This window comes from Sphingobium sp. SJ10-10 (assembly GCF_036038995.2).
Classification (GTDB): domain Bacteria; phylum Pseudomonadota; class Alphaproteobacteria; order Sphingomonadales; family Sphingomonadaceae; genus Sphingobium.
In genome coordinates this window covers 125,944-148,739 of record NZ_CP158132.1, presented here as the reverse complement: position 1 = coordinate 148,739, position 22,796 = coordinate 125,944, and the positions used below count along the sequence as shown (strand labels likewise).

Annotated in this window: 21 protein-coding genes, 3 pseudogenes and 1 other annotated feature; of the genes and pseudogenes, 10 read left to right on the top strand and 14 right to left on the bottom strand. The window is 60.3% G+C overall.

Translation table 11 applies throughout. From position 1 onward, the window contains the following. The first annotated feature begins 282 nt into the window (after positions 1-282). The 3 genes and pseudogenes from VVT58_RS00715 (at position 283) to VVT58_RS00705 (ending at position 7,377) form a co-directional block, all read left to right on the top strand. The gene (locus VVT58_RS00715; protein ID WP_352000005.1) at positions 283-6,564 is read left to right on the top strand and encodes an Ig-like domain-containing protein; all 6,282 of its coding nucleotides are present in this window, start codon (positions 283-285) and stop codon (positions 6,562-6,564) included. A gap of 112 nt (positions 6,565-6,676) precedes the next feature. Continuing rightward, positions 6,677-6,853 (top strand): annotated as a pseudogene (locus VVT58_RS00710) (ArsC/Spx/MgsR family protein); the annotation flags it as partial. Next, on the top strand, positions 6,850-7,377 hold the full coding sequence (locus VVT58_RS00705; RefSeq protein WP_327752011.1) for an N-acetyltransferase family protein: 528 nt from the start codon (positions 6,850-6,852) through the stop codon (positions 7,375-7,377). The pseudogene VVT58_RS00710 and the gene VVT58_RS00705, both read left to right, overlap by 4 nt. A 234-nt stretch (positions 7,378-7,611) precedes the next feature. Here the strand turns inward: VVT58_RS00705 and VVT58_RS00700 are convergent, their stop codons facing one another. Further along, positions 7,612-8,487 carry an OmpA family protein gene (locus VVT58_RS00700; RefSeq protein WP_066559527.1) on the bottom strand — a complete coding sequence of 292 codons (876 nt, stop codon included), beginning with the start codon at positions 8,485-8,487 and terminating at the stop codon, positions 7,612-7,614. A gap of 753 nt (positions 8,488-9,240) precedes the next feature. Between VVT58_RS00700 and groL the strand changes: the two genes are divergently transcribed. The 5 genes from groL to VVT58_RS00675 all read left to right on the top strand — a co-directional run bounded on the left by groL (position 9,241) and on the right by VVT58_RS00675 (position 13,108). Then, positions 9,241-10,866: a chaperonin GroEL gene (gene groL / locus VVT58_RS00695; RefSeq protein WP_327752014.1), complete on the top strand. Its 1,626-nt coding sequence runs from the start codon at positions 9,241-9,243 to the stop codon at positions 10,864-10,866. Positions 10,867-11,075: 209 nt separating this feature from the next. After that, positions 11,076-11,450 carry a hypothetical protein gene (locus VVT58_RS00690; RefSeq protein ID WP_327752016.1) on the top strand — a complete coding sequence of 125 codons (375 nt, stop codon included), beginning with the start codon at positions 11,076-11,078 and terminating at the stop codon, positions 11,448-11,450. Between the two features lie 7 nt (positions 11,451-11,457). After that, positions 11,458-11,742 (top strand): hypothetical protein, encoded by a 285-nt coding sequence (locus tag VVT58_RS00685; protein WP_327752019.1) that lies wholly within the window; start codon positions 11,458-11,460, stop codon positions 11,740-11,742. Between the two features lie 286 nt (positions 11,743-12,028). Beyond that, positions 12,029-12,157: a hypothetical protein gene (locus VVT58_RS00680; RefSeq protein ID WP_254911543.1), complete on the top strand. Its 129-nt coding sequence runs from the start codon at positions 12,029-12,031 to the stop codon at positions 12,155-12,157. A gap of 201 nt (positions 12,158-12,358) precedes the next feature. Then, positions 12,359-13,108 (top strand): spermidine synthase, encoded by a 750-nt coding sequence (locus tag VVT58_RS00675; protein WP_327752022.1) that lies wholly within the window; start codon positions 12,359-12,361, stop codon positions 13,106-13,108. Here VVT58_RS00675 and VVT58_RS00670 read toward each other — a convergent pair. From VVT58_RS00670 to VVT58_RS00660, 3 genes are read right to left on the bottom strand one after another with little or no spacing between them, the layout of a single operon-like run. After that, the gene (locus tag VVT58_RS00670; protein ID WP_162492912.1) at positions 13,091-13,255 is read right to left on the bottom strand and encodes a hypothetical protein; all 165 of its coding nucleotides are present in this window, start codon (positions 13,253-13,255) and stop codon (positions 13,091-13,093) included. The genes VVT58_RS00675 and VVT58_RS00670 overlap by 18 nt on opposite strands. A gap of 2 nt (positions 13,256-13,257) precedes the next feature. Further along, positions 13,258-13,500: a hypothetical protein gene (locus VVT58_RS00665; RefSeq protein ID WP_066559540.1), complete on the bottom strand. Its 243-nt coding sequence runs from the start codon at positions 13,498-13,500 to the stop codon at positions 13,258-13,260. Then, positions 13,497-13,712, bottom strand: coding sequence for a hypothetical protein (locus VVT58_RS00660; protein ID WP_066559543.1), 216 nt, complete (start codon positions 13,710-13,712; stop codon positions 13,497-13,499). The genes VVT58_RS00665 and VVT58_RS00660 overlap by 4 nt, the downstream gene beginning before the upstream one ends. Positions 13,713-14,113: 401 nt before the next feature. Between VVT58_RS00660 and VVT58_RS00655 the strand changes: the two genes are divergently transcribed. Continuing rightward, positions 14,114-14,806 carry a CDP-alcohol phosphatidyltransferase family protein gene (locus VVT58_RS00655; protein WP_066559550.1) on the top strand — a complete coding sequence of 231 codons (693 nt, stop codon included), beginning with the start codon at positions 14,114-14,116 and terminating at the stop codon, positions 14,804-14,806. 73 nt (positions 14,807-14,879) lie between these two features. On the opposite strand, the gene VVT58_RS00650 is transcribed toward VVT58_RS00655, so the two are convergent. The 7 genes from VVT58_RS00650 to VVT58_RS00620 all read right to left on the bottom strand — a co-directional run bounded on the left by VVT58_RS00650 (position 14,880) and on the right by VVT58_RS00620 (position 19,304). Then, entirely contained in the window at positions 14,880-15,113 is a 234-nt protein-coding gene (locus VVT58_RS00650) for a hypothetical protein (RefSeq protein WP_206377484.1), read from the bottom strand. Beyond that, on the bottom strand, positions 15,106-15,312 hold the full coding sequence (locus tag VVT58_RS00645) for a hypothetical protein (protein WP_066559551.1): 207 nt from the start codon (positions 15,310-15,312) through the stop codon (positions 15,106-15,108). Before VVT58_RS00645 ends, VVT58_RS00650 begins: the two co-directional genes overlap by 8 nt. Positions 15,313-15,804: 492 nt before the next feature. After that, positions 15,805-16,011: a cold-shock protein gene (locus VVT58_RS00640; RefSeq protein WP_066559552.1), complete on the bottom strand. Its 207-nt coding sequence runs from the start codon at positions 16,009-16,011 to the stop codon at positions 15,805-15,807. Positions 16,012-16,497: 486 nt separating this feature from the next. Continuing rightward, positions 16,498-16,983: a YegP family protein gene (locus tag VVT58_RS00635; protein WP_327752023.1), complete on the bottom strand. Its 486-nt coding sequence runs from the start codon at positions 16,981-16,983 to the stop codon at positions 16,498-16,500. 174 nt (positions 16,984-17,157) lie between these two features. Beyond that, positions 17,158-18,111 carry an MBL fold metallo-hydrolase gene (locus VVT58_RS00630; protein ID WP_327752024.1) on the bottom strand — a complete coding sequence of 318 codons (954 nt, stop codon included), beginning with the start codon at positions 18,109-18,111 and terminating at the stop codon, positions 17,158-17,160. After that, positions 18,096-18,998, bottom strand: coding sequence for an MBL fold metallo-hydrolase (locus tag VVT58_RS00625; protein ID WP_327752025.1), 903 nt, complete (start codon positions 18,996-18,998; stop codon positions 18,096-18,098). The genes VVT58_RS00630 and VVT58_RS00625 overlap by 16 nt, the downstream gene beginning before the upstream one ends. Positions 18,999-19,013: 15 nt before the next feature. Then, on the bottom strand, positions 19,014-19,304 hold the full coding sequence (locus tag VVT58_RS00620) for an acyl-CoA dehydrogenase family protein (RefSeq protein ID WP_327752027.1): 291 nt from the start codon (positions 19,302-19,304) through the stop codon (positions 19,014-19,016). Between the two features lie 338 nt (positions 19,305-19,642). Here VVT58_RS00620 and VVT58_RS00615 point away from each other — a divergent pair, with 338 nt between their 5' ends. Beyond that, the gene (locus VVT58_RS00615) at positions 19,643-19,879 is read left to right on the top strand and encodes a tetratricopeptide repeat protein (protein WP_100238200.1); all 237 of its coding nucleotides are present in this window, start codon (positions 19,643-19,645) and stop codon (positions 19,877-19,879) included. Between the two features lie 73 nt (positions 19,880-19,952). Here the strand turns inward: VVT58_RS00615 and VVT58_RS00610 are convergent. The 3 genes and pseudogenes from VVT58_RS00610 to VVT58_RS00600 form a co-directional block, all read right to left on the bottom strand. Beyond that, positions 19,953-20,392 (bottom strand): annotated as a pseudogene (locus tag VVT58_RS00610) (helix-turn-helix domain-containing protein); the annotation flags it as partial. 79 nt (positions 20,393-20,471) lie between these two features. After that, positions 20,472-21,968 (bottom strand): SulP family inorganic anion transporter, encoded by a 1,497-nt coding sequence (locus VVT58_RS00605; RefSeq protein WP_100238199.1) that lies wholly within the window; start codon positions 21,966-21,968, stop codon positions 20,472-20,474. Positions 21,969-22,028: 60 nt separating this feature from the next. Beyond that, positions 22,029-22,084 (bottom strand) — a sequence feature (sul1 is cis-regulatory element that is thought to sense ions involved in sulfur or methionine metabolism; They are found in Alphaproteobacteria). 82 nt (positions 22,085-22,166) lie between these two features. After that, positions 22,167-22,724 (bottom strand): annotated as a pseudogene (locus tag VVT58_RS00600) (DUF305 domain-containing protein). Positions 22,725-22,796 lie beyond the last annotated feature (72 nt).

Below are 22,796 nucleotides of genomic sequence, written 5' to 3'. Positions count from 1 at the left end.
CGGGGCCATGCGCTGCATCAGAGCAGTGACCCGTGCCGCGATTAAAATGGATCAACTTCCCTATATGGATAGAAACATTGTGATATGTTTATAGACATATATCTAATGATATAAAATGCCTCGTTTTGATACTTATGCTTTACTCCAACCGCATTGAAAATGACAAATTTCTACTTCATCTTCCCCTAGGGCTTACCAAAGAAATATGTCGATTCGGGCATATTCTTAACGCGTTGGGTATGTGTCGGGCGCTGAGCCGCCCATATTCGGGGGGGCATTGTCATGGCAGGTGCAAGCGGTACGACCATGTTGAACGGCGGGTCCGGCAGCGACAATCTCGTCGGCGGATCGGGCGACGACTTCCTGGATGGCGGCGCGGGGAACGACACGCTGAACGGCGGGTCCGGCAGCGACACGCTCGATGGCGGCGCCGGCATCGATCGCGTCCTGGGCGGATCGGGGGCAGACACGCTGATCTACAAGGCATTTGAAAATCAGTGGCTCAGCGGGTCCAGCTATTCCAGCGGCACCGTTTCCGGCGGAACCTATATGGGCACGTCGAGCGGCACGGGATATTCGGGCTACGACTATTATGACGGCGGGTCGGGCTCGTCCAAGCTGGGCACGCAAAATGTCGCTGATGTGGACAAGCTGCAAATCTGGCTGAGCCCGACGCAACTTGCCGACGCGGCGATCCGCGCAGAGATCGACTATGTCCAGAACATCTGGATCCCGGCGCAGAAGAACGCGAATACCGGCCAGACCGGACCTGCCATTTATCAGTTCAAGACGATCAACCTACAGATTTCCCAGGTTGAAACCATCGACATTCGGAACTTCAACGGAAGCACCGATATAATCGGCCCTAAGCTTATCTCCGTGACGATGAGCGACACGGCGCTGAAGATCGGCGATACGTCGACGGTGACGGTCACATTCTCCGAGAAGGTGCTGGACTTCGACAACAGCGACGTGACGGTGGAGCATGGAACGCTCTCGACCTTCACCAGCAGCCCGGACGGCAAGGTCTGGACGGCGACTTTCACGCCGACGGCGAATATCGAGGACAGCTCGAACATCGTGACGGTGGGGTCGAACTATACCGACCTTGCGGGCAATGCAGGCACCGGCGGGACGAGCGCCAATTACGCGATCGACACCAAAGCGCCGACCCTGTCGATCACCGATGACGAGGCGGCGGCCGTCGCCAACAATGCTGGCGGCGCGGTGGTGTTCACCTTCACCTTCAGCGAAAATGTGACGGGGTTCACCGCCGATGACATCTCCGTCACCGGCGGGACGGCGGGAACGTTCACCGCGATCAACGGCCATAGCTATACGCTATCGGTCATGCCGAACGCCGACAGCCAGTCAGGGACGATCGCCGTCTCCGTGGCCGATGGCGCTGCCACCGATCTTGCCGGCAACGCGGTCACCGGCGCTAGCGCCAGCCAGGATTATGATACGCTCAATCCGACCGTGACCGTCGGCTTTGCGGAGGCGGCGCTCAGCGACGGCACCGCCAGTTCGCAGGTGAACTTCGTCTTCAGCGAGGCGCCGGTCGGCTTTGCCGAGGGCGACATCAGCGCGAGCCATGGCGCCATCAGCAATCTGGTGATGGTCGACGCCACCCATTATCACGCCACCTTCACCGCCGATGACGGCTTTAGCGGCACTGGCTCGGTGACGGTCGACGCGGCCAGGTTCACCGATGCGGCGCTCAACGACAATGCGGCGGCCACCCCGGCAACGATCGATATCGATACGCTCAATCCGACCGTGACCGACGTGACGGTCAGCGATGCGCTGATCGCGGACAATGACGCCGGTTCGACTTTTACGGTGACGGTGACCTTCAGCGAGGCGATGGACCAGAGCATCGATCCGACGCTGAGCTTTGCTCCCGCCATGGCCGCTACCCTCACGCCTGGATCGGGCCTTTGGGTCAACGCGACCACCTATCAGGCGAACTATGCCGTCGCGGACGGCAATGTCGATCATGACAGCGTGACCATCGACGTCAGCGGCGCCCGGGACTTGGCGGGCAATCTGCAGGACGACTATGCCCCGCAGAGCGAGTTTGCGGTGGATACGCTCAATCCGACCGTGACCGTCGGCTTTGCGGAGGCGGCGCTCAGCGACGGCACCGCCAGTTCGCAGGTGAACTTCGTCTTCAGCGAGGCGCCGGTCGGCTTTGCCGAGGGCGACATCAGCGCGAGCCATGGCGCCATCAGCAATCTGGTGATGGTCGACGCCACCCATTATCACGCCACCTTCACCGCCGATGACGGCTTTAGCGGCACTGGCTCGGTGACGGTCGATGCGGCCAGGTTCACCGATGCGGCGCTCAACGACAATGTGGCGGCCACCCCCGCGACGATCGATATCGATACGCTCAATCCGACCGTGACCGACGTGACGATGAGCGACACGGCGCTGAAGATCGGCGATACGTCGACGGTGACGGTCGCCTTCTCCGAAGCGGTGACCGGGTTCGACAACAGCGACGTGACGGTCGAGCATGGAACGCTCTCGACCTTCACCAGCAGCCCGGACGGCAAGGTCTGGACGGCGACTTTCACGCCGACGGCGAATATCGAGGACAGCTCGAACATCGTGACGGTGGGGTCGAACTATACCGACCTTGCGGGCAATGCAGGCACCGGCGGGACGAGCGCCAATTACGCGATCGACACCAAAGCGCCGACCCTGTCGATCACCGATGACGAGGCGGCGGCCGTCGCCAACAATGCTGGCGGCGCGGTGGTGTTCACCTTCACCTTCAGCGAAAATGTGACGGGGTTCACCGCCGATGACATCTCCGTCACCGGCGGGACGGCGGGAACGTTCACCGCGATCAACGGCCATAGCTATACGCTATCGGTCATGCCGAACGCCGACAGCCAGTCAGGGACGATCGCCGTCTCCGTGGCCGATGGCGCTGCCACCGATCTTGCCGGCAACGCGGTCACCGGCGCTAGCGCCAGCCAGGATTATGATACGCTCAATCCGACCGTGACCGTCGGCTTTGCGGAGGCGGCGCTCAGCGACGGCACCGCCAGTTCGCAGGTGAACTTCGTCTTCAGCGAGGCGCCGGTCGGCTTTGCCGAGGGCGACATCAGCGCGAGCCATGGCGCCATCAGCAATCTGGTGATGGTCGACGCCACCCATTATCACGCCACCTTCACCGCCGATGACGGCTTTAGCGGCACTGGCTCGGTGACGGTCGACGCGGCCAGGTTCACCGATGCGGCGCTCAACGACAATGCGGCGGCCACCCCGGCAACGATCGATATCGATACGCTCAATCCGACCGTGACCGACGTGACGATGAGCGACACGGCGCTGAAGATCGGCGATACGTCGACGGTGACGGTCACCTTCTCCGAAGCGGTGACCGGCTTCGACAACAGCGACGTGACGGTCGAGCATGGAACGCTCTCGACCTTCACCAGCAGCCCGGACGGCAAGGTCTGGACGGCCACCTTCACGCCGACCGCGAATATCGAGGACAGCTCGAATGTCGTGACGGTGGGGTCGGGCTATACCGACCTTGCGGGCAATGCAGGCAGCGGCGGGACGAGCGCCAATTACGAGATAGACACCAAGGCGCCGACCCTGTCCATCACCGATGATGAAGCCGCGGCGGTCGCCAACAATGCGGGCGGCGCGGTGATGTTCACCTTCGCCTTCAGCGAGGATGTGACCGACTTCACGGCCAGCGACATCACCCTCACCGGCGGGACGGCGGGCACGTTCACGGTGATCGACGGGCACAGCTACACGCTGTCGGTCACGCCGGACGCCAATAACCAGGCGGGAACCATCGCTGTCTCCGTCGCCGACGGCGCCGCCATGGATGGCGCGGGCAACCCCATCATCGGAGCCAGCGCCAGCCAGAATTACGATACGCTTAGTCCAACTCTCCTGTCGGTAACGATGAGCGACACGGCTCTGAAGATTAGCGATACGTCAATTGTGACGATCACCTTCTCCGAAGAGGTGGCCGGCTTCGATAATGGCGATGTGACGGCGGACAATGGAACGCTGTCGACCTTCTCGACCATCGACGGGAAAGTCTGGACGGCGACTTTCACGCCAACCGCGAATATCGAGGACAGCTCGAATATCGTGACGGTGGGATCGAACTATACCGACCTTGCGGGCAATACAGGCACCGGCGGGACGAGCGCCAATTACGCGATCGACACCAAGGCGCCGACCCTGTCGATCACCGATGACGAATCTGCTGCGGTCGCCAACAATGCTGGCGGCGCGGTGGTGTTTACCTTCACCTTCAGCGAAAATGTGACGGGGTTCGCGGCGAGCGACATCCTTGTCACCGGCGGCACAGCCGGAACGTTCACGATCGTCAATGGGCAGAGTTATACGCTGTCGGTGACGCCGGACGCCAATATTCAAGCTGGCATGATCACTGCATCCGTAGGGAACGGCGCGGCCCTGGATGATGCGGGCAATGCAGTCACCGGATCAAGCGCCAGTCAGAATTATGATACGAAGAACCCGACGGTAGCGGTAAACATCGTCGATGCTTCTTTGGACAATAACGATCCCAGTTCTCAGGTGACCTTCACATTTTCCGAAGTGCCCGTTGGATTTGGAGCCGGCGATATAAGTGCGGTCGGCGGCACGATAAGCAACTTCCAGTCCACGGCCGATCCGCTGGTCTATACCGCGACATACACCAAAACTGCCGGCTTTACGGGGACCGGCAGCGTATCGGTGGGGTCGGCGCTCTACACCGATGCGGCGCTCAATCCGGGTGCCGCGGGATCGGACAGCGTGCCAATCAGCGGCGGAGACACGACATCGCCGGGCATCACTTCTATTACAGGCCTTCAGGGCAACAATAATCAAAACAGCAAGTTGATCATTACGTTCAATGAAGCGATGAACACGTCGTTCTTCGATGCTTCGAAAATTCACCTTGCCGCTGCCACCGGAACCGCCTCGCTCGTCGCGGGGACAGGGGTTTGGTCGTCGGGCAACACCGTGTTCACGGTCGAGGTTCTCAAGGCCGCTCCTGCCAATAACGGCACATCCTATACGGCGACCATCGACGCAGGCGCGTTCAAGGATGTCGCGGGAAATCTGAGCAATGCGGGAGGGCCGCAAGGTGGCCTGAAACCGGCGGGCGTCGCGGGGGCACCGATCAACCTTGGACTTTCCGACCCGGCAGGACAGGAGGGCGAGGTTCTGGCCACTGTGACCAACATGCCCGACGATTGGAAGCTGGACGGCGGCACCCATAATGCCGACGGTAGCTGGACTATCCTGACCGCCGATCCGCGCGCGCTGTCCGTCACCACGCCTTCCACCTTCGCGGGCGCCATGGTGCTGGATGTCGCGATGAGCTGGACGCAGGCAGACGGGTCCATGGCGACCATGCATATCGCTGACAATGTCGAGGCCTATGCACCCGGCAACCCGATTTTCGCCTGGTCGGGCGACGACACGCTGACCGGATCGGCGCAAGCGGACATCTTCGTGTTCGCCCAGCCGATCGGCGCCGATCAGGTGCATGATTTCGATATCGGGGCCGACCGGATCGATCTGATCGGCTATGCCGGGATCGGTGATTTTGCCGGCGTGCTCGCGCATCTTGCGGAGGACGCATCGGGCAATGCGCTGCTCACCTTGGCGGAGGGGCAGACGATCACGCTTCAGGGCGTGACGGCGGCATCCCTGACGGCGGCAAACTTCCTGTTCGACGAAACGCCTGTGGTCAGCAATTCCGGCGTCATGACGATCGGCAACGGGGCAATGCTTCCCTTGAGCGGCACGGTCGTCAACAGCGGCGTGATCAGCCTTGAATCGACGGGCGACACGACATTGCTGCAGCTTATCCAATATGGCACGACGCTTCAGGGCGGCGGCCATGTGGTGCTGAGCGACGATGGCGGCAATGTCATCAGTGGAACGCTGCCGTCCGTCACGCTGAACAATGTGGACAACATCATATCTGGCGCGGGCGAGATCGGCGCGGGCACGCTGACCCTCATCAATGGTGGCTCGATCATCGCCGACGGAACCCATGGGCTTGTGCTCGACACAGGAACCAATGTGATCAGCAACAGCGGAATCATCGCAGCCACGGGCAGCGGTGGCCTGACGGTGGTCAGTGCGATCGACAATGAAGGTCTGATCCAGCTCAACTCCAGCCATGCGGTGCTGGCCGGGGATGTAAGCGGTAGCGGCGATGTGGTGCTGTCGGGCACCGCGACGGTCGAATTCGGCGGTCACGTGACATCCGACATCGTGGTCGATGCGGGGGCGACTGGCCTGATCCTGTTCGATGACAGCATCTCTTTCAGCGGGACGATCGCGGGACTGGACAGCGATGATCGCGTCGACCTTTCAGACCTGGCGTTCGATGCGGCGACCATGCTGAGCTATGCTGCCAATGATACAGGGACCGGCGGGGTGCTGACGGTGACCAGCGGAGCCGACGTCGCGCATCTGACGCTGATCGGCAGCTATCATGCCGAAGATTTCGGCCTGTGGTCCGACGGGCATTCGGGAACGCTGATCAGTTTCGGCTGATCTGGGTCTCTTCGAAATTCCGATGGCATTTGCCGCCGGGACCATCATGATCGATTACATAAGCACCATGGCAGCGCCATGGTGCTTATGCGTTTTCCCGATGAACAAGAGAGCCTTGATCGACACGATGATGGAGCACCCCATTCTCATCAATCGTCCGCTGGTGGTGTCACCGCTGGGCGTTAAGCTCTGCCGCTCATCCGAGGCGGTTCTGGATCTCCTCCCATCCCCGCAGTCCGCCCCTTTCGTGAAGGAGGATGGCGAAGCCGTGAAGGCGACGCGGCGATGACCATCGTCATTCGTTCGGCCAGGATCGCGGACGCGGCTTCGATCGCCGCGATTTATGCTTATCATGTGCTGCATGGCACGGCGACTTATGAGACCGTTCCGCCCTCCGTCGCTGATACCGAGGCGAAGATCAGGAACCTGGCCGGACGCGGCTGGCCCTTTCTGGTCGCCTGCATCGACGCGGAGGTCGTTGGCTATTGCTATGCGACGCAGTTTCGGGACCGGCCCGCCTACGCCTTTGCGTGCGAGGACAGCATCTATGTCGCCCATGACCGCCTGGACGCCGGGATCGGCCGCGCCTTGCTCCGGGCCTTGATCGATGCCGCCACAATTTCCGGCTTTCGCCAGATGGTCGCGGTCGTCGGAGGCGCGGAGCCGGCGTCCGTGGCGCTGCATGCATCCTGCGGCTTCCACCAGGTCGGACGCCTGGCCGCTATGGGCTGGAAAGCCGGAAAATGGCTGGACACCGTCTATATGCAGATCGCGCTGGGCGACGGTTCCACGACGCCTCCCCCTTCCGCCTGATCGGAGATCCGGCCATGACCCTGTTCGAACGATATCTCACCTTGTGAGCGGCCCTTTGCATGGGCGCGGCATCGGCCCGACGCGCGTCGGGCCCGTGGTCGTCGCACAGCTTGTTCGGTCCGCCATGTTACGGCGCAACCATGCCGCACTCGATGCGCTGCCACTTAACTGTGGTCACGACCCGGCAATGCCAAGCCGGGGAAATGGGGTGGGGCAAAGCCCACCCCGCCCGTCTCACAGACCGTCTACGGCCTTGCTGACAAGAATATTCACCGCAACGCGGCGGTTCTGCGCCTTGCCTTCAACAGTGTCATTGCTCGCCACAGGGTCCGCTTCGGACATCCCGGTGGGGGTCAGCATGCGATAGGGTTTCCAGCCGCAGGCTTGCTGCAGGTAATTAATGACGCGACCGGCTCGCTTTTCGCTAAGCTGCTGGTTATATTCATAGTCTCCCGTCGAATCCGTGTAACCGACGACAAGCAGCAGGGCGTTGCTCATCCCTTCGGCAGTGGTCGCCGCGGCGCAGAGTTCGTTTTTCGCCTGAGCGGACAGCACCGCCTTGCCAGTGTCGAAATTCACGTTCGTCGTGCTTTTGATATTATACTGGTCGATCTCACCCATGCGACCGCGCAGCGCCGCCGTTGCCGCAGTCTGTTCGGCAAAGCCCTGCTCGGTGCCGTTTTGGATCATGGACGCAGTCCGGAGATCCTTGTTCTGCAGATTGATCTGGCTCGCCACCAGGCCGCCATCCGATTGCAGCGTCTTGACCGTCACCGGCACACCGTTGAGCAGCGAGGTCGCGGCAAGCCTGCTGCGGTTGAGGCCGAAAAAGCCCTTGCTGGCGCTGATCTTGGTGGCATCGTTGATGACGATGACGGACTTGGTGCCGTCGGCCGCCGTGACCTGCATCTTGTCGCCGCTGCGCGCGGAAATGATGCCCTTGATCTCCGGCCCTGCGGCCAGCTTAGCCGGAGGCAAATAGGCGGTCGCCGAAACGTCGGCGGCAGGCGCGGGCGCGTCCTGCGTCTGCGCGGACAAACTGCCCGAAGATGCCCCGGAAAGCAGGGCAAGCATTAAGAGAAATTTCGGGCTTTTGGAAATGACACTCATCACGCTACTCCTTCAAAATTCGACCAGTCGGGCCTGCGTGACCGCAGCTTTTCGTCCGACTGCCGCCCCCGTGATGGCGTATTCAGCTGTCAGAACCCCCTCCATTTACCTTCGTAAGATGTACGGCACGGCGCTGCGGATGAGCGCCATGGATGTTCTGCCTGTTCAGATTAACCTTTCTGCCACATGAACAGGCCGCTCACGCCGGTGCTTGTGCAGGCAATAGGAGTGCATCGTGCGACGAACCGATGCAGACCATGCAGACCATGCCGGGCAAACGAATGTTTATGCGTGGTAGAGTTGCCCAATAGATTTTGGAGAGATTGTCCTCAATTGACAACCATTTGTTCCAAAGAAAGCAGGACTGAGTTCCCGGCCAAAATTCGACAGTCCACCATTTTTCCTTTCGAAACATTCATTTGGTGCCGTCTTGGCATCTGCTTTCGGCGCCTTGAACCGGTCCTGCCCACCCGAATCGGGAATCCAAACCGAGATTTGAGCGATCTCCCATTCAAAGCAACGAGGCAGATCCGAGGTTCCGGAACGATCAGGGAGTCCGTCATGAAGCGCGTCGACCAGCCCGCAACAATTCTTGCGCGGGGTAGAGCTTGTTATTGATTAACGCAGGGCGCATATCAGGGTTATTGGCACTCTTGTTGGAGACTGCCAGCTCGCAAATTGGTAGCGCTGGCTTCCGCTTGTGAAAGCGACGATTTAGTCGCGGACCAGCGCCAGGAAAGTCGGACCCAAGCCATGACAGCCAAAGACGTGAAATTGGCGCACGAAGCCCGTGAAGGCATCGCGCGCGGCGTCGACATCCTTGCCAATGCCGTGCGCGTGACGCTTGGCCCAAAGGGGCGCAACGTCCTTATCGACAGGGGCTTCGGCGCGCCCCGAATCACCAAGGACGGCGTCACCGTCGCCAAGGAATTGGAATTCAAGAACAAGTTCGAGAATATGGGCGCGCAGATGATCCGCGCCGTCGCGTCCAGGGCGCATGATCATGCTGGAGACGGCACCACGACGGCGACCGTCCTCGCCCAGGCGATCGTTCAGGAGGGGATGAAGTCGGTATCGGCCGGCATCGATCCAATGGACCTCAAACGGGGCATCGACCTGGCCGTCACCGCCGTCGTTGCCGAACTCAAGGCCCGGTCCAAGCCGGTGTCGAACAATCAGGAAATCGCTCAGGTCGGCATCGTGTCGGCCAATGGCGATGAGATCGTCGGCAACCGGATTGCCGAGGCGATGGAGAAGGTCGGCAAGGAAGGCGTCATCACCATCGAGGAAGGGGCGAGCGTCGAGTTCGAACTGGATGTGGTCGAGGGCATGCAGTTCGATCGCGGCTATCTGTCGCCCTATTTCGTCACCGACAGCGAGAAGATGGCGGTCGAACTGGAAGACCCCGTCATTCTGATCCACGAAAAGAAGATGAGCAATGTGCAGGCAATGCTGCCCATATTGGAAGCGGTCGCGCAAGCGCACCGTTCGCTGCTCATCATTGCCGAGGATATCGAAGGAGATGCGCTGTCGACGCTGGTCGTCAACAAGCTGCGCGGGGGGCTGAAGGTCGCTGCGGTCAAGGCGCCGGGCTTTGGCGATCGCCGCAAGGCGATGCTGGAGGATCTGGCCATATTGACGGCAAGCGACGTGGTGACCGAGGATCTTGGCATCAAATTGGAGGATGTCACGCTGGACAGGCTGGGTACGGCCAAGCGCGTGACGATCACGAAGGATCACACGACGATCGTCGACGGCGCCGGCAGTCCGGAAGCCATCAAGGCCCGCGTCGCGGCGCTCCAGGTACAGATCGAAACCACCACGAGCGATTATGACCGGGAAAAACTGCAGGAACGTCTTGCGAAGCTGTCCGGTGGCGTCGCCGTCATCAAGGTCGGCGGGTCATCCGAACTGGAGGTCAAGGAACGCAAGGATCGGGTGGAGGATGCCCTGCATGCGACCCGCGCGGCGGTGGAGGAAGGCATATTGCCCGGCGGCGGCACCGCGCTCCTTTATGCATCGAAGGCGTTGGACGGCCTTGTCCCGGTCAATGACGACCAGCGGCGCGGCATCGACATCATCCGCAGGGCACTGCAGGCGCCGCTCCGCCAGATTGCGGAAAATGCCGGACATGATGGCGGCGTGGTTGTAGGTCGATTGCTGGACGGGAGAGACGAAAATCTGGGCTTCAACGCGCAGAGCGAGCAATATGAGAACCTCTTCCAGTCCGGCGTCATCGATCCCACCAAGGTTGTCCGCACCGCCTTACAGGATGCGGCCTCCATTGCCGGGCTGCTGATCACCACCGAAGCGGCGGTTGCCGAACTGGGAACCGACAGCCGCGGCCCGCAAGCCATGGCTTCCGGTGCCGGATTCTAGGGCGGCTTCGATCCGGTGGGCTGCATCGATCCGGCACCCTGACGAATAGATGCACGCCGACCGGAAGTTTCGTGTTAGAATTCGCCATCACCCCGATCATGCCGCAGGCATGTTGTGACAGAGAGACCATCGCGCTCCCGCCTGCAAACGGGAGATAGAGCATTGTCTGACGATCCGACCCACAGCCGCCCTGCCGATGCGACGGCGTCATGACGATCCGCACGACACGCAAAGCGATGACATTTTCGGCACCGTTTCGCCTGCCGGAATTCGAAGCGCTTTTGCCCGCCGGCACCTATGTCGTGGAAACCGACGAAGAATCATTTGAGGGCAATGTCCACACAGCCTTTCACCGGATCGCGACCACCCTGCGTATCCGGAAAGGCGCGACCATCGAACATCATCGGGTCGCCCCTCAGGATCTGGAAGCAGCGTTGCAAAGAGATCGCGATGCCGCGCGGGGCGGGTTGGCTCCAGCCGGTCCGCCGACAGAGCAGACCCGGCCTTCTGATGGCCCGCCGCCAGCAAACTGGCGCTGGGTTCCTTTGTGGGTCCGAAACACGCCCTCCGATGGCGGACGGTAGGCCAGTCATGTTCAACAGTTCAGCGATGTGCCGGCAGCAGGCAGCGCATCATCGGCAGGTTGCCGCCGCCACGCTGCTTGAGAAGGTACGGACGATCGCGCTGGCCGCCGCCAGCGCCTGGGACATCCAGGCCGGGGAGGCTGAGGCACGCGAAGCCGGAAAGCAGGATATGCTCAGCGCGGAAGACGCGGCGATCGCTCTGGAATTTCAGCGGGAGGATGAGGAAGAGGCGGCGATACGCGCCAACGACAGGCTGGGCGAGGCCGATTTCAATCCCCTACGACAGCCATGATAGGACCAGCATGTGAACGTTCAGATCGAGCAATTCGGTACCTGGTTGATAGGACAGCACAGCCGTCCTGGTTGGATAGGAGACTTGGCACGGGCGGCGGCGGGCGACCGGACATTTCCTCGGTCGGGAGACCCCGATACGATACGCGGTCATCTTAATCGAACGCACGCGGACGCGGACATGTTCGAGGCGCTCGAAGATGCTGAAGCGCTCTGGTTCGGATTCGGACGGCACTGATCGCAGCCCCCCGCAACAATCCAAAAGCACTTTTTGAAGGAATGCCCAAATGGCCAAAAGTCAGAAAAAATCAAATCGCGAGGTTCGCAAACCCAAGGCCGAAAAGCCCAAGAAGCACAATGCATCCAACCCGTCGCAAAAGCCGGGCGGATTGAATATTGTAACCTTGAAAAGCTGAAACCCTTTCGCTGGTCAAATAAGCAACCCCTAAAGGGTATGCCGCGAGCCTATGGACCGGCCTTGCAAAGGGGGTGCAAGCCGGGCATTGGACGGCGTCACCGCGCAATGGACGCCATGCTGGTTTACGTCGCGATTGATCTGAGAATGCGACAGGAACAGCATGAATCGTAACGACGCTTCATCAAAGCGGTCTTCTGACATGCGGGCCTACATCGCCGATGAACGGCAAGCCAAGACCGCCAAGGCAAGCCACCCGCCCATAGAGACGGTGGATGTCGCGGATATTCCGGGCGGTGGCCAATTGCATTTGCTCAAATGCGGCAGGGAATTTTCCATCCAGTTCGGCAGCGACGAGTTGATGGGAAGTCAGGACCATGTTTCGGAAATGGCGCTGGCCACGCTGACGAGCCAACGCCTGACCAGGAAAGACGGGCATGTCCTTGTAGGCGGGCTTGGCATGGGCTTCACTCTGGACGCAGTCCTTGCGGCCTGGACTGCCGAGGCCTTTGTGACTGTCGCGGAACTGGTTCCTCAGATCGTCGTCTGGGCCAAGGGGCCGCTGGCGCATCTGTTCAAGAATAATCTCGCGGACCCCCGCGTCAGCCTCCGCCTGCACGACGTCTACGATGTCATCGCGGAAACGTCGGAGCATTTCGACGCCATCCTGCTGGATGTCGATAACGGGCCGGACGGCTTCATTACCCCCGGCAACGACCGGCTATATTCGCATGCCGGTCTTGCCGCTGCTTACGCCGCATTGCGGCCGGGGGGGCTCCTGTCCGTCTGGTCGTCCTATACGGACGATGGCTTTGCCGGAAGGCTGGAAGAGTCGGGTTTCGAAGTCGATGAAATCATCTTGCCAGCCTATATCGGCAGTTCGGAGCGTTGGCATAATATCTGGTTCGCGGCCAAGCCGGGCAACCCCGCCAACCTATCTCCCCCGCAGTGATGCCCCCTTCCGGAGCAGAACGGAAATGATCTTGGAATAGGCCCGCGCCTGTTCCTCATGCTTCCTCCTCTCGACAGGGCAGATGGCGAGATCGGCATGGTTCAGTTCCGCCTGCCTGCGGCGATCGAGATAATCGAAGCGGTCCATGGTTATTTCCGATGGAGCGAGGGGGACCATTGCCGGGCCATGTGCGATGCCGAACGGGTTACGGCGCCCTCGATCAGCTTGTCCTTCATCAATATGCGAAAGGCATCGGCATCCCTAGGATCGAGCATCACGACCCTTGCGCCACCGGAAACCAACGCTTCCACGGCGGATATCCGGAATGCGTGCTTCGTGCATGCCGCCTCGATGACATCGGTCGTGGCCCACACATTGACGACCCTGCTCATGCCGCACCGCCTTCCACGTTGAACGGAAAGGGGTTGAAGGAAGCCGAACCATCCGATCGCTGGGTGCGGTAAGGATGGGGATGGTGGCGGATGCGGGTCGCATATCCCTGTGCGAGCCGTTGATGAACGCGGCGCGCCACGGAACTATGCGCGATCCGTGCGCGCAGCAGCTCCTCCTGCTCGCGTTTCAACAGGTAATTCAGGTCTTCCATGACTGGGCTCCTCTGCTGGCAAGCGGGAGCACGATGGTCTCTCTGTCACGGCGAATGCTTGCAGCAAATTTCGCGCAATAATGGCTTGATAGCATGGAAGGCCATTCCCGTCCCCCGGGAAAGGCGCACGAATGTAAAAAATTCTGTTCCGGTCGCCTGGGGGCTGCTACGGAAGATTATCGGGTCTTTCTTCCGCACGATCCGACAGAGAGACTTGGGTGCTCCCGCGCATAGGGAAGCATGTGATGCAGGAAGATCATCTCTCTTTCCAAGTGGCACTGATCGCATCGGGCATCGTGCTGATCTTTCTTGGCTGGCGCATTTTCGGACGCGGCGGCTGATACTTGCCTTATAACGGCGCCGCAGGTGCCCCGGTTGTTCCAGACTATTATCGAAGGCCTATGACGATCCAGCCCCAATCCCCCCCATCGCTTTCCAGGATTCAACAGAACTGGCTTGCCGCCAATGAGCGGCGGCTGCTCAACTGGCTGTGCCACCGGATGCCGTCCTGGATAACGCCGGATCGCCTGACGGCGACCGGCATGGCAGGCGCGGTCATGATTTTTGCGGGATATGCCGCCAGCAACCTCGCTTCATCCTGGCTGCTGCTCGCCATTGCGGGCTATGCCGTGCAATGGTTTGGCGATTCCATGGACGGCAGCCTGGCGCGATACCGGCGTATCGAGCGTCCATCCTACGGATATTTCATCGATCATAGCTGCGATGGGCTGGCGACGCTGCTCATCCTTGCCGGGATCGGCCTCAGCCCGTTCGTCACCATGGATGTCGCCCTGATCGCGCTGGCGGGCTATCTGCTGCTGTCGATCCACGCCTTTCTGTCGGCGCGGGTGTTGGGCGAATTGAAGCTTTCCTATCTTTCCGCCGGACCGACCGAATTGCGGCTGATGCTCATCGGGCTGACCATCATGATGATGGTGCTGGGAACGGAGCCTGGTCTCTTCGGGCGCTGGTCGGGCTTCGATATATTCGTGGGAGCGGCAGGATCGATCCTGATCGTCCTCTTCATCGCCCAGACGCTGATCACGGGGAAAAGGCTCGCCCTGGCGGAAACGGAACGCCGGATTTCGAGGTAAGGGACAGACTGCCGCCTGGACGGCGATCAGGATTTGCCCCCGCCCGAATTCTGAAAAGCGCGCCTGAAGGAATTCAGGCGTCCGCCCGTTCTTCCAGGCGCTGCTCCGCAGCGCGCAGGCCTTCGGCGCTCTCTATCGCCAGATCGAGCGGCCTTCCGCCCAATTGCTCGTCATTGCCGTTGAGAAAGGCGATGGCGTCCTGCGCGCCCAGTCGGGCGATGGCCAATTGGGAAATGCGGCCTTGCCGCGCCGCCTGTTCCGGAGAAAGACGGGGGCCGTTGAAATGTCTGCCTGAATGTCTAGCCAAAGAGCCGCTCCTGATGGGCCGCCTTGTCGGCGGCCTGTTTTTTTCGGTCAGCCTCACCCATCAGGACACGGTCGGCCATCGCCTGCCATGCCGCCTTCGCGCGCAGGCAGCGATCACGGACATTGGCCAGATCGGTTTCGCCCGCCTCGCGAGCGCATTGGGCAACCCGCGCCAGGTAGAAATCACTGGTGACGGACATGGGCAATCTCCCGAATGGAATCGAGCCGCGGCGTTTCAGCCGAGCATTTCAGCCACGACACGGCGCAGATCCGGGGCAGACAATACGCCCGCGGACGCAGGCCGATGGTCCGGACGGCGCATCTTGCGCAAAGCGGAAGGCCCATTGGAAAGGCCGGAGATGTTCGGAAATTTGAAATTCATGATATTCCTGATGAGCGCCTATGGGCGCACAATGATTGTAAAGTGGCGCGCAAACTCGGCGCTGCCTATGCCGCCGCAATATGGGCGGTCCGGCTGTGTGCGGACGACTTGCATCGTCCGACGCTTGGAAGTCGCCGGACCGGAATCCGGCCGGGCGGCAGGAGACCGACTACAGCCTCCCATGTCCTTGAACATTTCCTGCACTCCCGCCAGCCGAACAAACGGAAAGGCGGGGAATGCCGCCCCGGCACCGCCAAAGGCCGTGCCGGGGAAAGCTTGCTTCAAAGCGGATTGTCCGCTTGACCGTCTGTCAGGCGGCTTCGAGATTGATGGCGGACTGCTTGCCGCGACGGTCGATCTCGATCTCGTAGCTCAGCCGCTGGTCCTTGTTCAGCGTGGCCATGCCTGCGCGTTCGACGGCGGAAATATGTACGAAGCTGTCGTTGCCGCCATCCTCGGGCGCAATGAAGCCATAGCCTTTGTCAGCGTTGAAGAATTTGACGGTGCCGATGGGCATGGGATGTTTCCTTTCACGAAAACAGGATACCCGCCCGCAAAAGCACGAGCGGAGCCGATAGCGCGAGAAGGGAAGGAGCACCCATTGGGGCAAATTCCGTCGCAGGCGACGTTTAGCGCCTTCCATATGGCGGGCGACGGGGCAAAAGTCAATCTGCCTTCCTCAGACGCTTACGGAATAGTTCAAATCTCGGCTTGAGTCACGACAGGATTATCGTGGGACAATATAAAATGACGCGCTTCCTGATCGAAAGACAGAAGCGAAATAGGCTCAGTGAATTTGCCGCCAGCCTCGTTATTGTGTCAGCTTATCCAATGCTTCGTTAAGCCGTCGAACTTCCTCTACTGAAAGATCGAAATCACGTTCCACTTTTTCTTTCACGATGCTCAAAAGATGGGCAGATGGTCGAATTTTATGAGGGAGCCGGAATCGTCTGACTCCGACCCCGACTACCGGGTCGCCCCAATCAGCTTAATGGCCATCGTTTCAACCGTCGGTTATTTGCCTGACCCGCGCGCGCCCGGCAGTGCGGCGCAGGGCATCGATGGCATCCCGACAGTCCTTCGCATTGGTGTAGCTACCGCCGGAGGCCCGAACATGACCATCGGCCGTGCAGAAGCGCCACCGCCAATCCTCAGGCTCTGCGCGCTTGGCCAGCATATGCGCGGGCATGACCCGATAGATTTCGAAATAGGGTTCAGCATGATCATTGGAAACCCATAAGGGCACTGAGCGCCAAGGAGCCGATCCCAATGGGCCAGCCTCATTTTGGGCATTTGAAGCGTCGCCAGACTGCAACTGTTGGTTGGCCCAATATTGTTCGACATGCTTCCCAGCATCAATCTCAAGCGCATCGAAAAACGGATGGTCCAGAAAACCGGACATCGTCATCCTCCTGCTGTGCAAGCGGGAGTGCATGAGTCTCTCTGTCACAGGAAGCTTGCGGCGGAAAATCGCGTGATCACGCTCCATAACATATCCTGCCATGAACCCTGCATCGATTCTCAATCTGCCCGGTCGACCGCTGGCTTCATGCCTTCCGGCCCTGTATCATTCGCCGGTTATGGTCCCGCCTGCCCCACCCTGGGGGCACACTCCACTCCTAACATCCGGTGGATTTTGCTTTGATAGAACCCGTCCGTGGAATCAGCGTTTCGGGTCATTGACTCCATAAGGGATCGGTATCCATGCATAGCCGTCCCCGTCCGCCCGGACATGACCGATACCGGGAAAGGAAACATGATCAAAGGCGAGCCAATAGCCCCGCCGTGCCGCGTCATCGAACAGCGCCTTGCGTTGCTCTGCCGCCGCCTTCTGATCAACGTCAAACTGGACCGACGCATCGGGCCGGGCGAACTGGACCTCTGCAACATGCACGGTATCGCCGACCATCAGCATCTTCTGCCCCCCGCTTTCCAACGCGAAATAGCTGTGGCCCGGCGTGTGGCCCGCGCCCTTGAGCGCGGTGATGCCCGGGAATAACTGCTCGCCCCATGCGAATGTCCTGATCTGTCCAGTCGGAATATAGGGTCCGATGCATGTGCGCGCCTGATCATATACATGTTTCAGGGGTTCGACCGCCCTTTTTGCCGCGTCTTCGTCCATCCAGAAAGCATAGTCAGCTTCGGGTATGTAGATTTTTGATCTGGTGAAGACCTTTTTGCCATTGAACATCAGCCCGCCGGTATGATCGGCGTGGATGTGGGTGATCAGAACCGCGTCGATATCATCAGGTGAGAAGCCTGCAGCTTTCAAATTCTCGATCAGCCGCCCGCCATCACGCGGCTTGAACAGGTCGCCCGCTCCCGTGTCGATCAGAATCCGTTTGCCGCCTGTCTCGATCAGGAAGGCGTTGATCGACAATTCGGTCGGCTGTTCACGATAGGCATCGTGCAGCATCTTCGCCACCAGCTTCGCATCCAGCCGGGTTACCAATTTTACTGTGTCGCGAAACGCCGTGCCGTCGGAAATGACAGTGATGCGCATTTCGCCCAGCGTGGCCCGGTAATAGTCGATCTGCCGCACATTCTCGGCCGAGGCTGCCGTGCCTAGCAGCGACAGCCCCGCCGCCGCCAGCAAGGGGGTCAAACGAACTGCCATTCAAAACCTCCGTCGCCCCTGCGTCGAACCTCGCCGACCGCGCTTTCCGGGAAATGGGTGCTGAACAGGCGTGCGTTCTCATTTGCCGCATAATCAAGCACCCATTTGCGCGCTGTCCTGGCTTCATCCTCGAACGCATCGAACATCGAATTCCACTCGGGCTTGAATATCTGAATAGGGTGATGCAGCGTGTCGCCCGGAAAGATCGCCGTCTCGCCGCGTGAAGTGACCGTGATCGATGCATGATCAATGCTGTGGCCGGGCGTAGGCTGGAAGGCGAAACCTTCCAGCACTTCCGAGCCGTCGACCTCGATCAGTTCGGCAACCCCGGCGTCTACCAGCGGAAGCACGCTGTCACGCTGGACGATGAAGCTGGTCTTGTTGCGATCATTATGATGACGCTCATCGGTGAAATATTGCAGTTCCCGGCCTGAGAACAGATAGCGTGCGTTGGGGAAGGTCGGCACCCAGCGGCCGCCTTCCAGACGCGTGTTCCATCCCACGTGATCCACGTGCAGATGAGTCATCAGCACATAATCGATATCCTCGGGCTGGGCGCCGGCTTTCGCCAGGCGTTCGAGGAACGGCGTGCTGAGACGGTCGAAGCCGGGAGTGAAGGGGCGCGGTTTGTCGTTGCCTACCCCGGTGTCGATCAGGATCGTCCAGCGTGGCGTTCGGACCAGCCAGCTATGCACTTGCATGTACAGGTTCTTCCGGGCCGGATCCATCGAACCGGGGGTGATCCAGTCCGGATGGCGGACGAGGATATCCGGATCCCATTCGGGGATGACGATCGCGGCCGGAAAATCCTCAAGGGATAATTCAGGTATCCGGGTGATGGTGATGTCACCGAGACGATATGTGTCGAAACTGGTAGGCTCTTCCATCGCCTATCTCCTCATTCAGAAATATGCCGAATGGTCGTTGAGCAATTCGCGTGCGATAATACTGCGCTGAACCTCGGAAGTTCCCTCCACCATGGCAAGAACCTTGGCTTCACCCAGCAAGCCGGACACGGGATATTCCTCGAAAATCCCATAGCCGCCGTGGACCTGGACGGCCACGTCGGCGGCGCGTCCGGCCAATTCGCTGGCGAACAATTTGGCGGCAGAACTTTCTACCCGGAAGGGCTGATCCGCATCCGCCCGACAGGGCTGATAAAGCCAAGGCGATGGTGCGCTTACGGGACTCATAAAGCGATACTATCATCCTCAATAAGCTCGATAATTTGCACTAGAGGATGACAAAGGCCCCCGGATAAGCCCCCAAAAAATTTCGAGCCAATTCGCCACGAATTCGAGTCCTTGGCACGCCTTGGAGAAGGCGATTCTTCCTTTTTCCGCTGCAACCTCCATCAGAAATCGAAGCCGGTGATCGACCCTTCCCGGCCGTTCAGTTGCCTATTTTTCACTCCCAGGTGCGGACCGGCAGCTCAGTTGCGGGTCCTCAATAGCCGAGTCCAGAATGACGGCGCGCATCAGCGATCAAGGAAGGCTGTCGAAAGCAGGTCGGGAAACCCGAAAGTCAGGCGGTGATCGATAGCCGGGTTTTCGTGCTCTTACGCCTCAGCCGCCTGGATGAAGCCATAGCGGCCTATGATGTCGTATTAGCGAAAAGCCCGACACTGTCTGCTTCCCTCTTTGGGCGCGCGGTTGCTTTGGCTCGCAAGGGCGACAAAGTCAAAGCCGAGAGCGATCGCGCCGCCGCCATTGCGGTCAGTCCTCAGGTGGAGAAGACTTTCGTGGGCTATGGCGTGACATTTCCGTAGAGAATTAAAATCCGCGCGCCTGCTCATGTCGAATGTTCCGAAATACCGTGACGACGGTATTTCCATGGGTGCCGTTGGACAGCTTGAAGCTGCGCCACCGATGGGGCGCCAGACCGTGGTCGTGCCAGATCTTCACAACCATGCCGCGATACCAATGGCTTTGGCCATCGCGCGCACCGTCCAATGCGTGGCCTCATGGCTGGGCGGTTCCAGCGTCAGCGCGACCACCTTGTCGACCAAAGCCGCATCGAGAGGCGCGATCCCCGGAGGCCGGGTCTTGTCGCGCAGCAGACCATCCACGCCTTCGGCCATGTACCGTTCCTGCCAGCGCCAAACACATGTCTTCGATTTTCCGGTCGCCGCCATGATCGCCTGGGTTCCCAAGCCCTGAGCCGTCAAGAGAATGATCCGCGCCCGCCAGACATGCTTCTGCGGCGAACCGCGCGCCGCGACGATCGCCTCAAGCCGCTTCGTGTCCGGTACGGTGACTTCTATCTCGATACCCGTTCGCATGCCGCATCGTCGTACGGCACCGACAGTATGGGAATCCCTCAAATGGACTCATTCGTTCCGATCAATCCACTAGGCTGCGTCAGTGTGGGACAAGGCCCATTTCCGTTCCTGTCTTGTCGTGCAGGGCAAAGCGATCTACCAAATCCGCGCTGGCCCGGTTATAGCCGACGACCTCGACCGTCTTTCCGCCGCGGCGCAAGGCCGTTACCGCCTTGTCGAGCGCTCCCACCGCCGAAATGTCCCAGAAATGCGCGACCGATACGTCGATCGTTACATGGCTGGCGCTCTCTTCTCCGGCGAAAGCGCGTGTGAACCTGTCGACGGAGGCGAAGAACAGCTGCCCGGTGACATGATAGATGACGCTGTCCCCGTTGGCGGACGGCAGGCGCAGGACGGCAAACATGCGCTGCACCTTGCCGGCGAAGAAAATGCCGGACAACAGCACGCCGCACAAAACGCCCAGAGACAGATCACGCGTCGCAACCACCACGATCACCGTCACCAGCATGACCACGGACGAGGTAGGCGGATGTTTGCGCAGGTTCGTGATGGAATTCCAGCTGAAGGTGCCGACCGACACCATGATCATGATGGCGACCAGCGCCGGCATCGGGACACGCCCGACCTGCGGTCCCAGCAGCGCAAGCAGGAAAAGGAGGAAAGCGCCGGCGACGAAGGTCGAAAGCCGCCGCCGCCCACCGGACGTCACGTTGATCACCGACTGGCCGATCATCGCACAGCCGCCCATTCCGCCGAACAGGGCAGCCACGATATTCGCTGCGCCCTGGCCGAAGCACTCCTGTTTCTTGTTGCTGCCCGTGCGCGTCATGTCATCGACGATCTGCGCCGTCAGCATGGATTCCAGCAATCCCACCGCCGCCATGGTGAGCGAATAGGGCAGGATGATGCGCAACGTGTGGAGGGTCAGAGGAACCTGCGGCAGGCTGAAGCTGGGCAATCCTTCGGGAAGGCGGCCCATGTCGCTGACCGTGTGGACCGATATGCCAAATCCCGTGCTGATGGCCGTCATGACCAGAATGGCGACAAGCGGAGAGGGGACTGCCCTCGTCAGCTTTGGAAAGAGATAGATGATGGCGAGTGCGGCGGCGACCATCGCATAGGTCTGCCAGCCAACGCCCGTCAGTTGAGGCAGTTGCGCCATGAAGATGAGGATGGCGAGCGCGTTGACGAAGCCCGTTATCACCGAGCGGGAAACGAACTGCATCAGAAGGTCGAGCCGTGCCAGTCCGGCAAGTCCCTGGATCACGCCCATCAGGATCGTTGCGGCGAACAGATAGGACGCCCCGTGCTCCTTCACCAGCGGAGCGACCAGCACGGCGACGGCAGCGGTGGCTGCGGAAATCATGCCGGGACGCCCCCCGACGAAAGCGATCGTCATGGCGATCGCGACGGAGGCGTAGAGGCCTACGCGGGGATCGACGCCGGCGATGATGGAAAAGCCGATGGCTTCGGGAATGAGGGCAAGGGCGACGACGATGCCGGCGAGGATATCCGCGCGCGCGGAAGAGGCGTCGTTGAACCATTGACGGCAATAAGCAGCGAGATGCGATGTCATTGGAAAGTCCACATCAGGGCACATGACGCCCAAAGGCTGGTTCGGCGCTGTCATATGTGATGTTGTCCGGCGGATCGGCGGCCGGAATAGCCACCCGGATTCTCACCGGGTCCATGCGAGTGCCCGGCTCCTAGCGATTAATCAGCATGTCGCGCAAGGGGGGCGGCTGCAGCAGGCTCGACAGCCGGCCCGCAGGCGTCACCGGATCGGCTTGCGCGTATCGATGCCGGTGCTCTCGTCGGTTTGGGGCGGCGGCGGTGCGGTGCCCGCGTCGCGATAGGAGGGAAGGTCGGGCGCACTGGCGCGAGTCGGGCTCGCTTCCAGACGAGCGATCATCTTTTTCATCTGAGCGATCTCGCGCACCTGGGCATCGATGATGCCATCGGCGAGGCGGCGTACTTCCGGATCCTTTATATGCGCCCGCTCGCTGGTCATGATCGCGATGGAATGATGCGGGATCATCGCCTTCATATAGGAAATGTCATCGACCGTTTCCTGGCTCCTGACCAGCCACAGCGCTGCGGCGAACAGCAGCACGCTGCCGCAAAGAATCGCTATGTTAAGCTTCCTGTTCCGGTACATGCCCTACATGAACGCCAGCATGATGATCGCCATCACAGCGCCCATGACCAACGCCATCCAAAGGCGCGTCTGGCTGAAGGCGACATGACTGAGCGCGTAGGTGTTGAGGTACATGAGTCCGAACATGACGATTGTGGACGTCACGATCATCATCGCAAAGCGCCCGTAATGCATGCCCTTGGCCTGCGCGTTGTCCTCGCCCGCTTTCATGCGCTGTTCCTCTTCCAACACGTGGCCGCCCGTAAC

Bases quoted from the DNA above. Each gene is read 5' to 3' on its own strand.
- VVT58_RS00715 (WP_352000005.1), top strand. From the start codon at position 283: ATGGCAGGTGCAAGCGGTACGACCATGTTGAACGGCGGGTCCGGCAGC.
- VVT58_RS00705 (WP_327752011.1), top strand. From the start codon at position 6,850: ATGACCATCGTCATTCGTTCGGCCAGGATCGCGGACGCGGCTTCGATC.
- VVT58_RS00700 (WP_066559527.1), bottom strand. From the start codon at position 8,487: ATGAGTGTCATTTCCAAAAGCCCGAAATTTCTCTTAATGCTTGCCCTG.
- groL (WP_327752014.1), top strand. From the start codon at position 9,241: ATGACAGCCAAAGACGTGAAATTGGCGCACGAAGCCCGTGAAGGCATC.
- VVT58_RS00690 (WP_327752016.1), top strand. From the start codon at position 11,076: ATGACGATCCGCACGACACGCAAAGCGATGACATTTTCGGCACCGTTT.
- VVT58_RS00685 (WP_327752019.1), top strand. From the start codon at position 11,458: ATGTTCAACAGTTCAGCGATGTGCCGGCAGCAGGCAGCGCATCATCGG.
- VVT58_RS00680 (WP_254911543.1), top strand. From the start codon at position 12,029: ATGGCCAAAAGTCAGAAAAAATCAAATCGCGAGGTTCGCAAACCCAAG.
- VVT58_RS00675 (WP_327752022.1), top strand. From the start codon at position 12,359: ATGCGGGCCTACATCGCCGATGAACGGCAAGCCAAGACCGCCAAGGCA.
- VVT58_RS00670 (WP_162492912.1), bottom strand. From the start codon at position 13,255: ATGGACCGCTTCGATTATCTCGATCGCCGCAGGCAGGCGGAACTGAAC.
- VVT58_RS00665 (WP_066559540.1), bottom strand. From the start codon at position 13,500: ATGAGCAGGGTCGTCAATGTGTGGGCCACGACCGATGTCATCGAGGCG.
- VVT58_RS00660 (WP_066559543.1), bottom strand. From the start codon at position 13,712: ATGGAAGACCTGAATTACCTGTTGAAACGCGAGCAGGAGGAGCTGCTG.
- VVT58_RS00655 (WP_066559550.1), top strand. From the start codon at position 14,114: ATGACGATCCAGCCCCAATCCCCCCCATCGCTTTCCAGGATTCAACAG.
- VVT58_RS00645 (WP_066559551.1), bottom strand. From the start codon at position 15,312: ATGTCCGTCACCAGTGATTTCTACCTGGCGCGGGTTGCCCAATGCGCT.
- VVT58_RS00640 (WP_066559552.1), bottom strand. From the start codon at position 16,011: ATGCCCATCGGCACCGTCAAATTCTTCAACGCTGACAAAGGCTATGGC.
- VVT58_RS00635 (WP_327752023.1), bottom strand. From the start codon at position 16,983: ATGGAGCGTGATCACGCGATTTTCCGCCGCAAGCTTCCTGTGACAGAG.
- VVT58_RS00630 (WP_327752024.1), bottom strand. From the start codon at position 18,111: ATGGCAGTTCGTTTGACCCCCTTGCTGGCGGCGGCGGGGCTGTCGCTG.
- VVT58_RS00625 (WP_327752025.1), bottom strand. From the start codon at position 18,998: ATGGAAGAGCCTACCAGTTTCGACACATATCGTCTCGGTGACATCACC.
- VVT58_RS00620 (WP_327752027.1), bottom strand. From the start codon at position 19,304: ATGAGTCCCGTAAGCGCACCATCGCCTTGGCTTTATCAGCCCTGTCGG.
- VVT58_RS00605 (WP_100238199.1), bottom strand. From the start codon at position 21,968: ATGACATCGCATCTCGCTGCTTATTGCCGTCAATGGTTCAACGACGCC.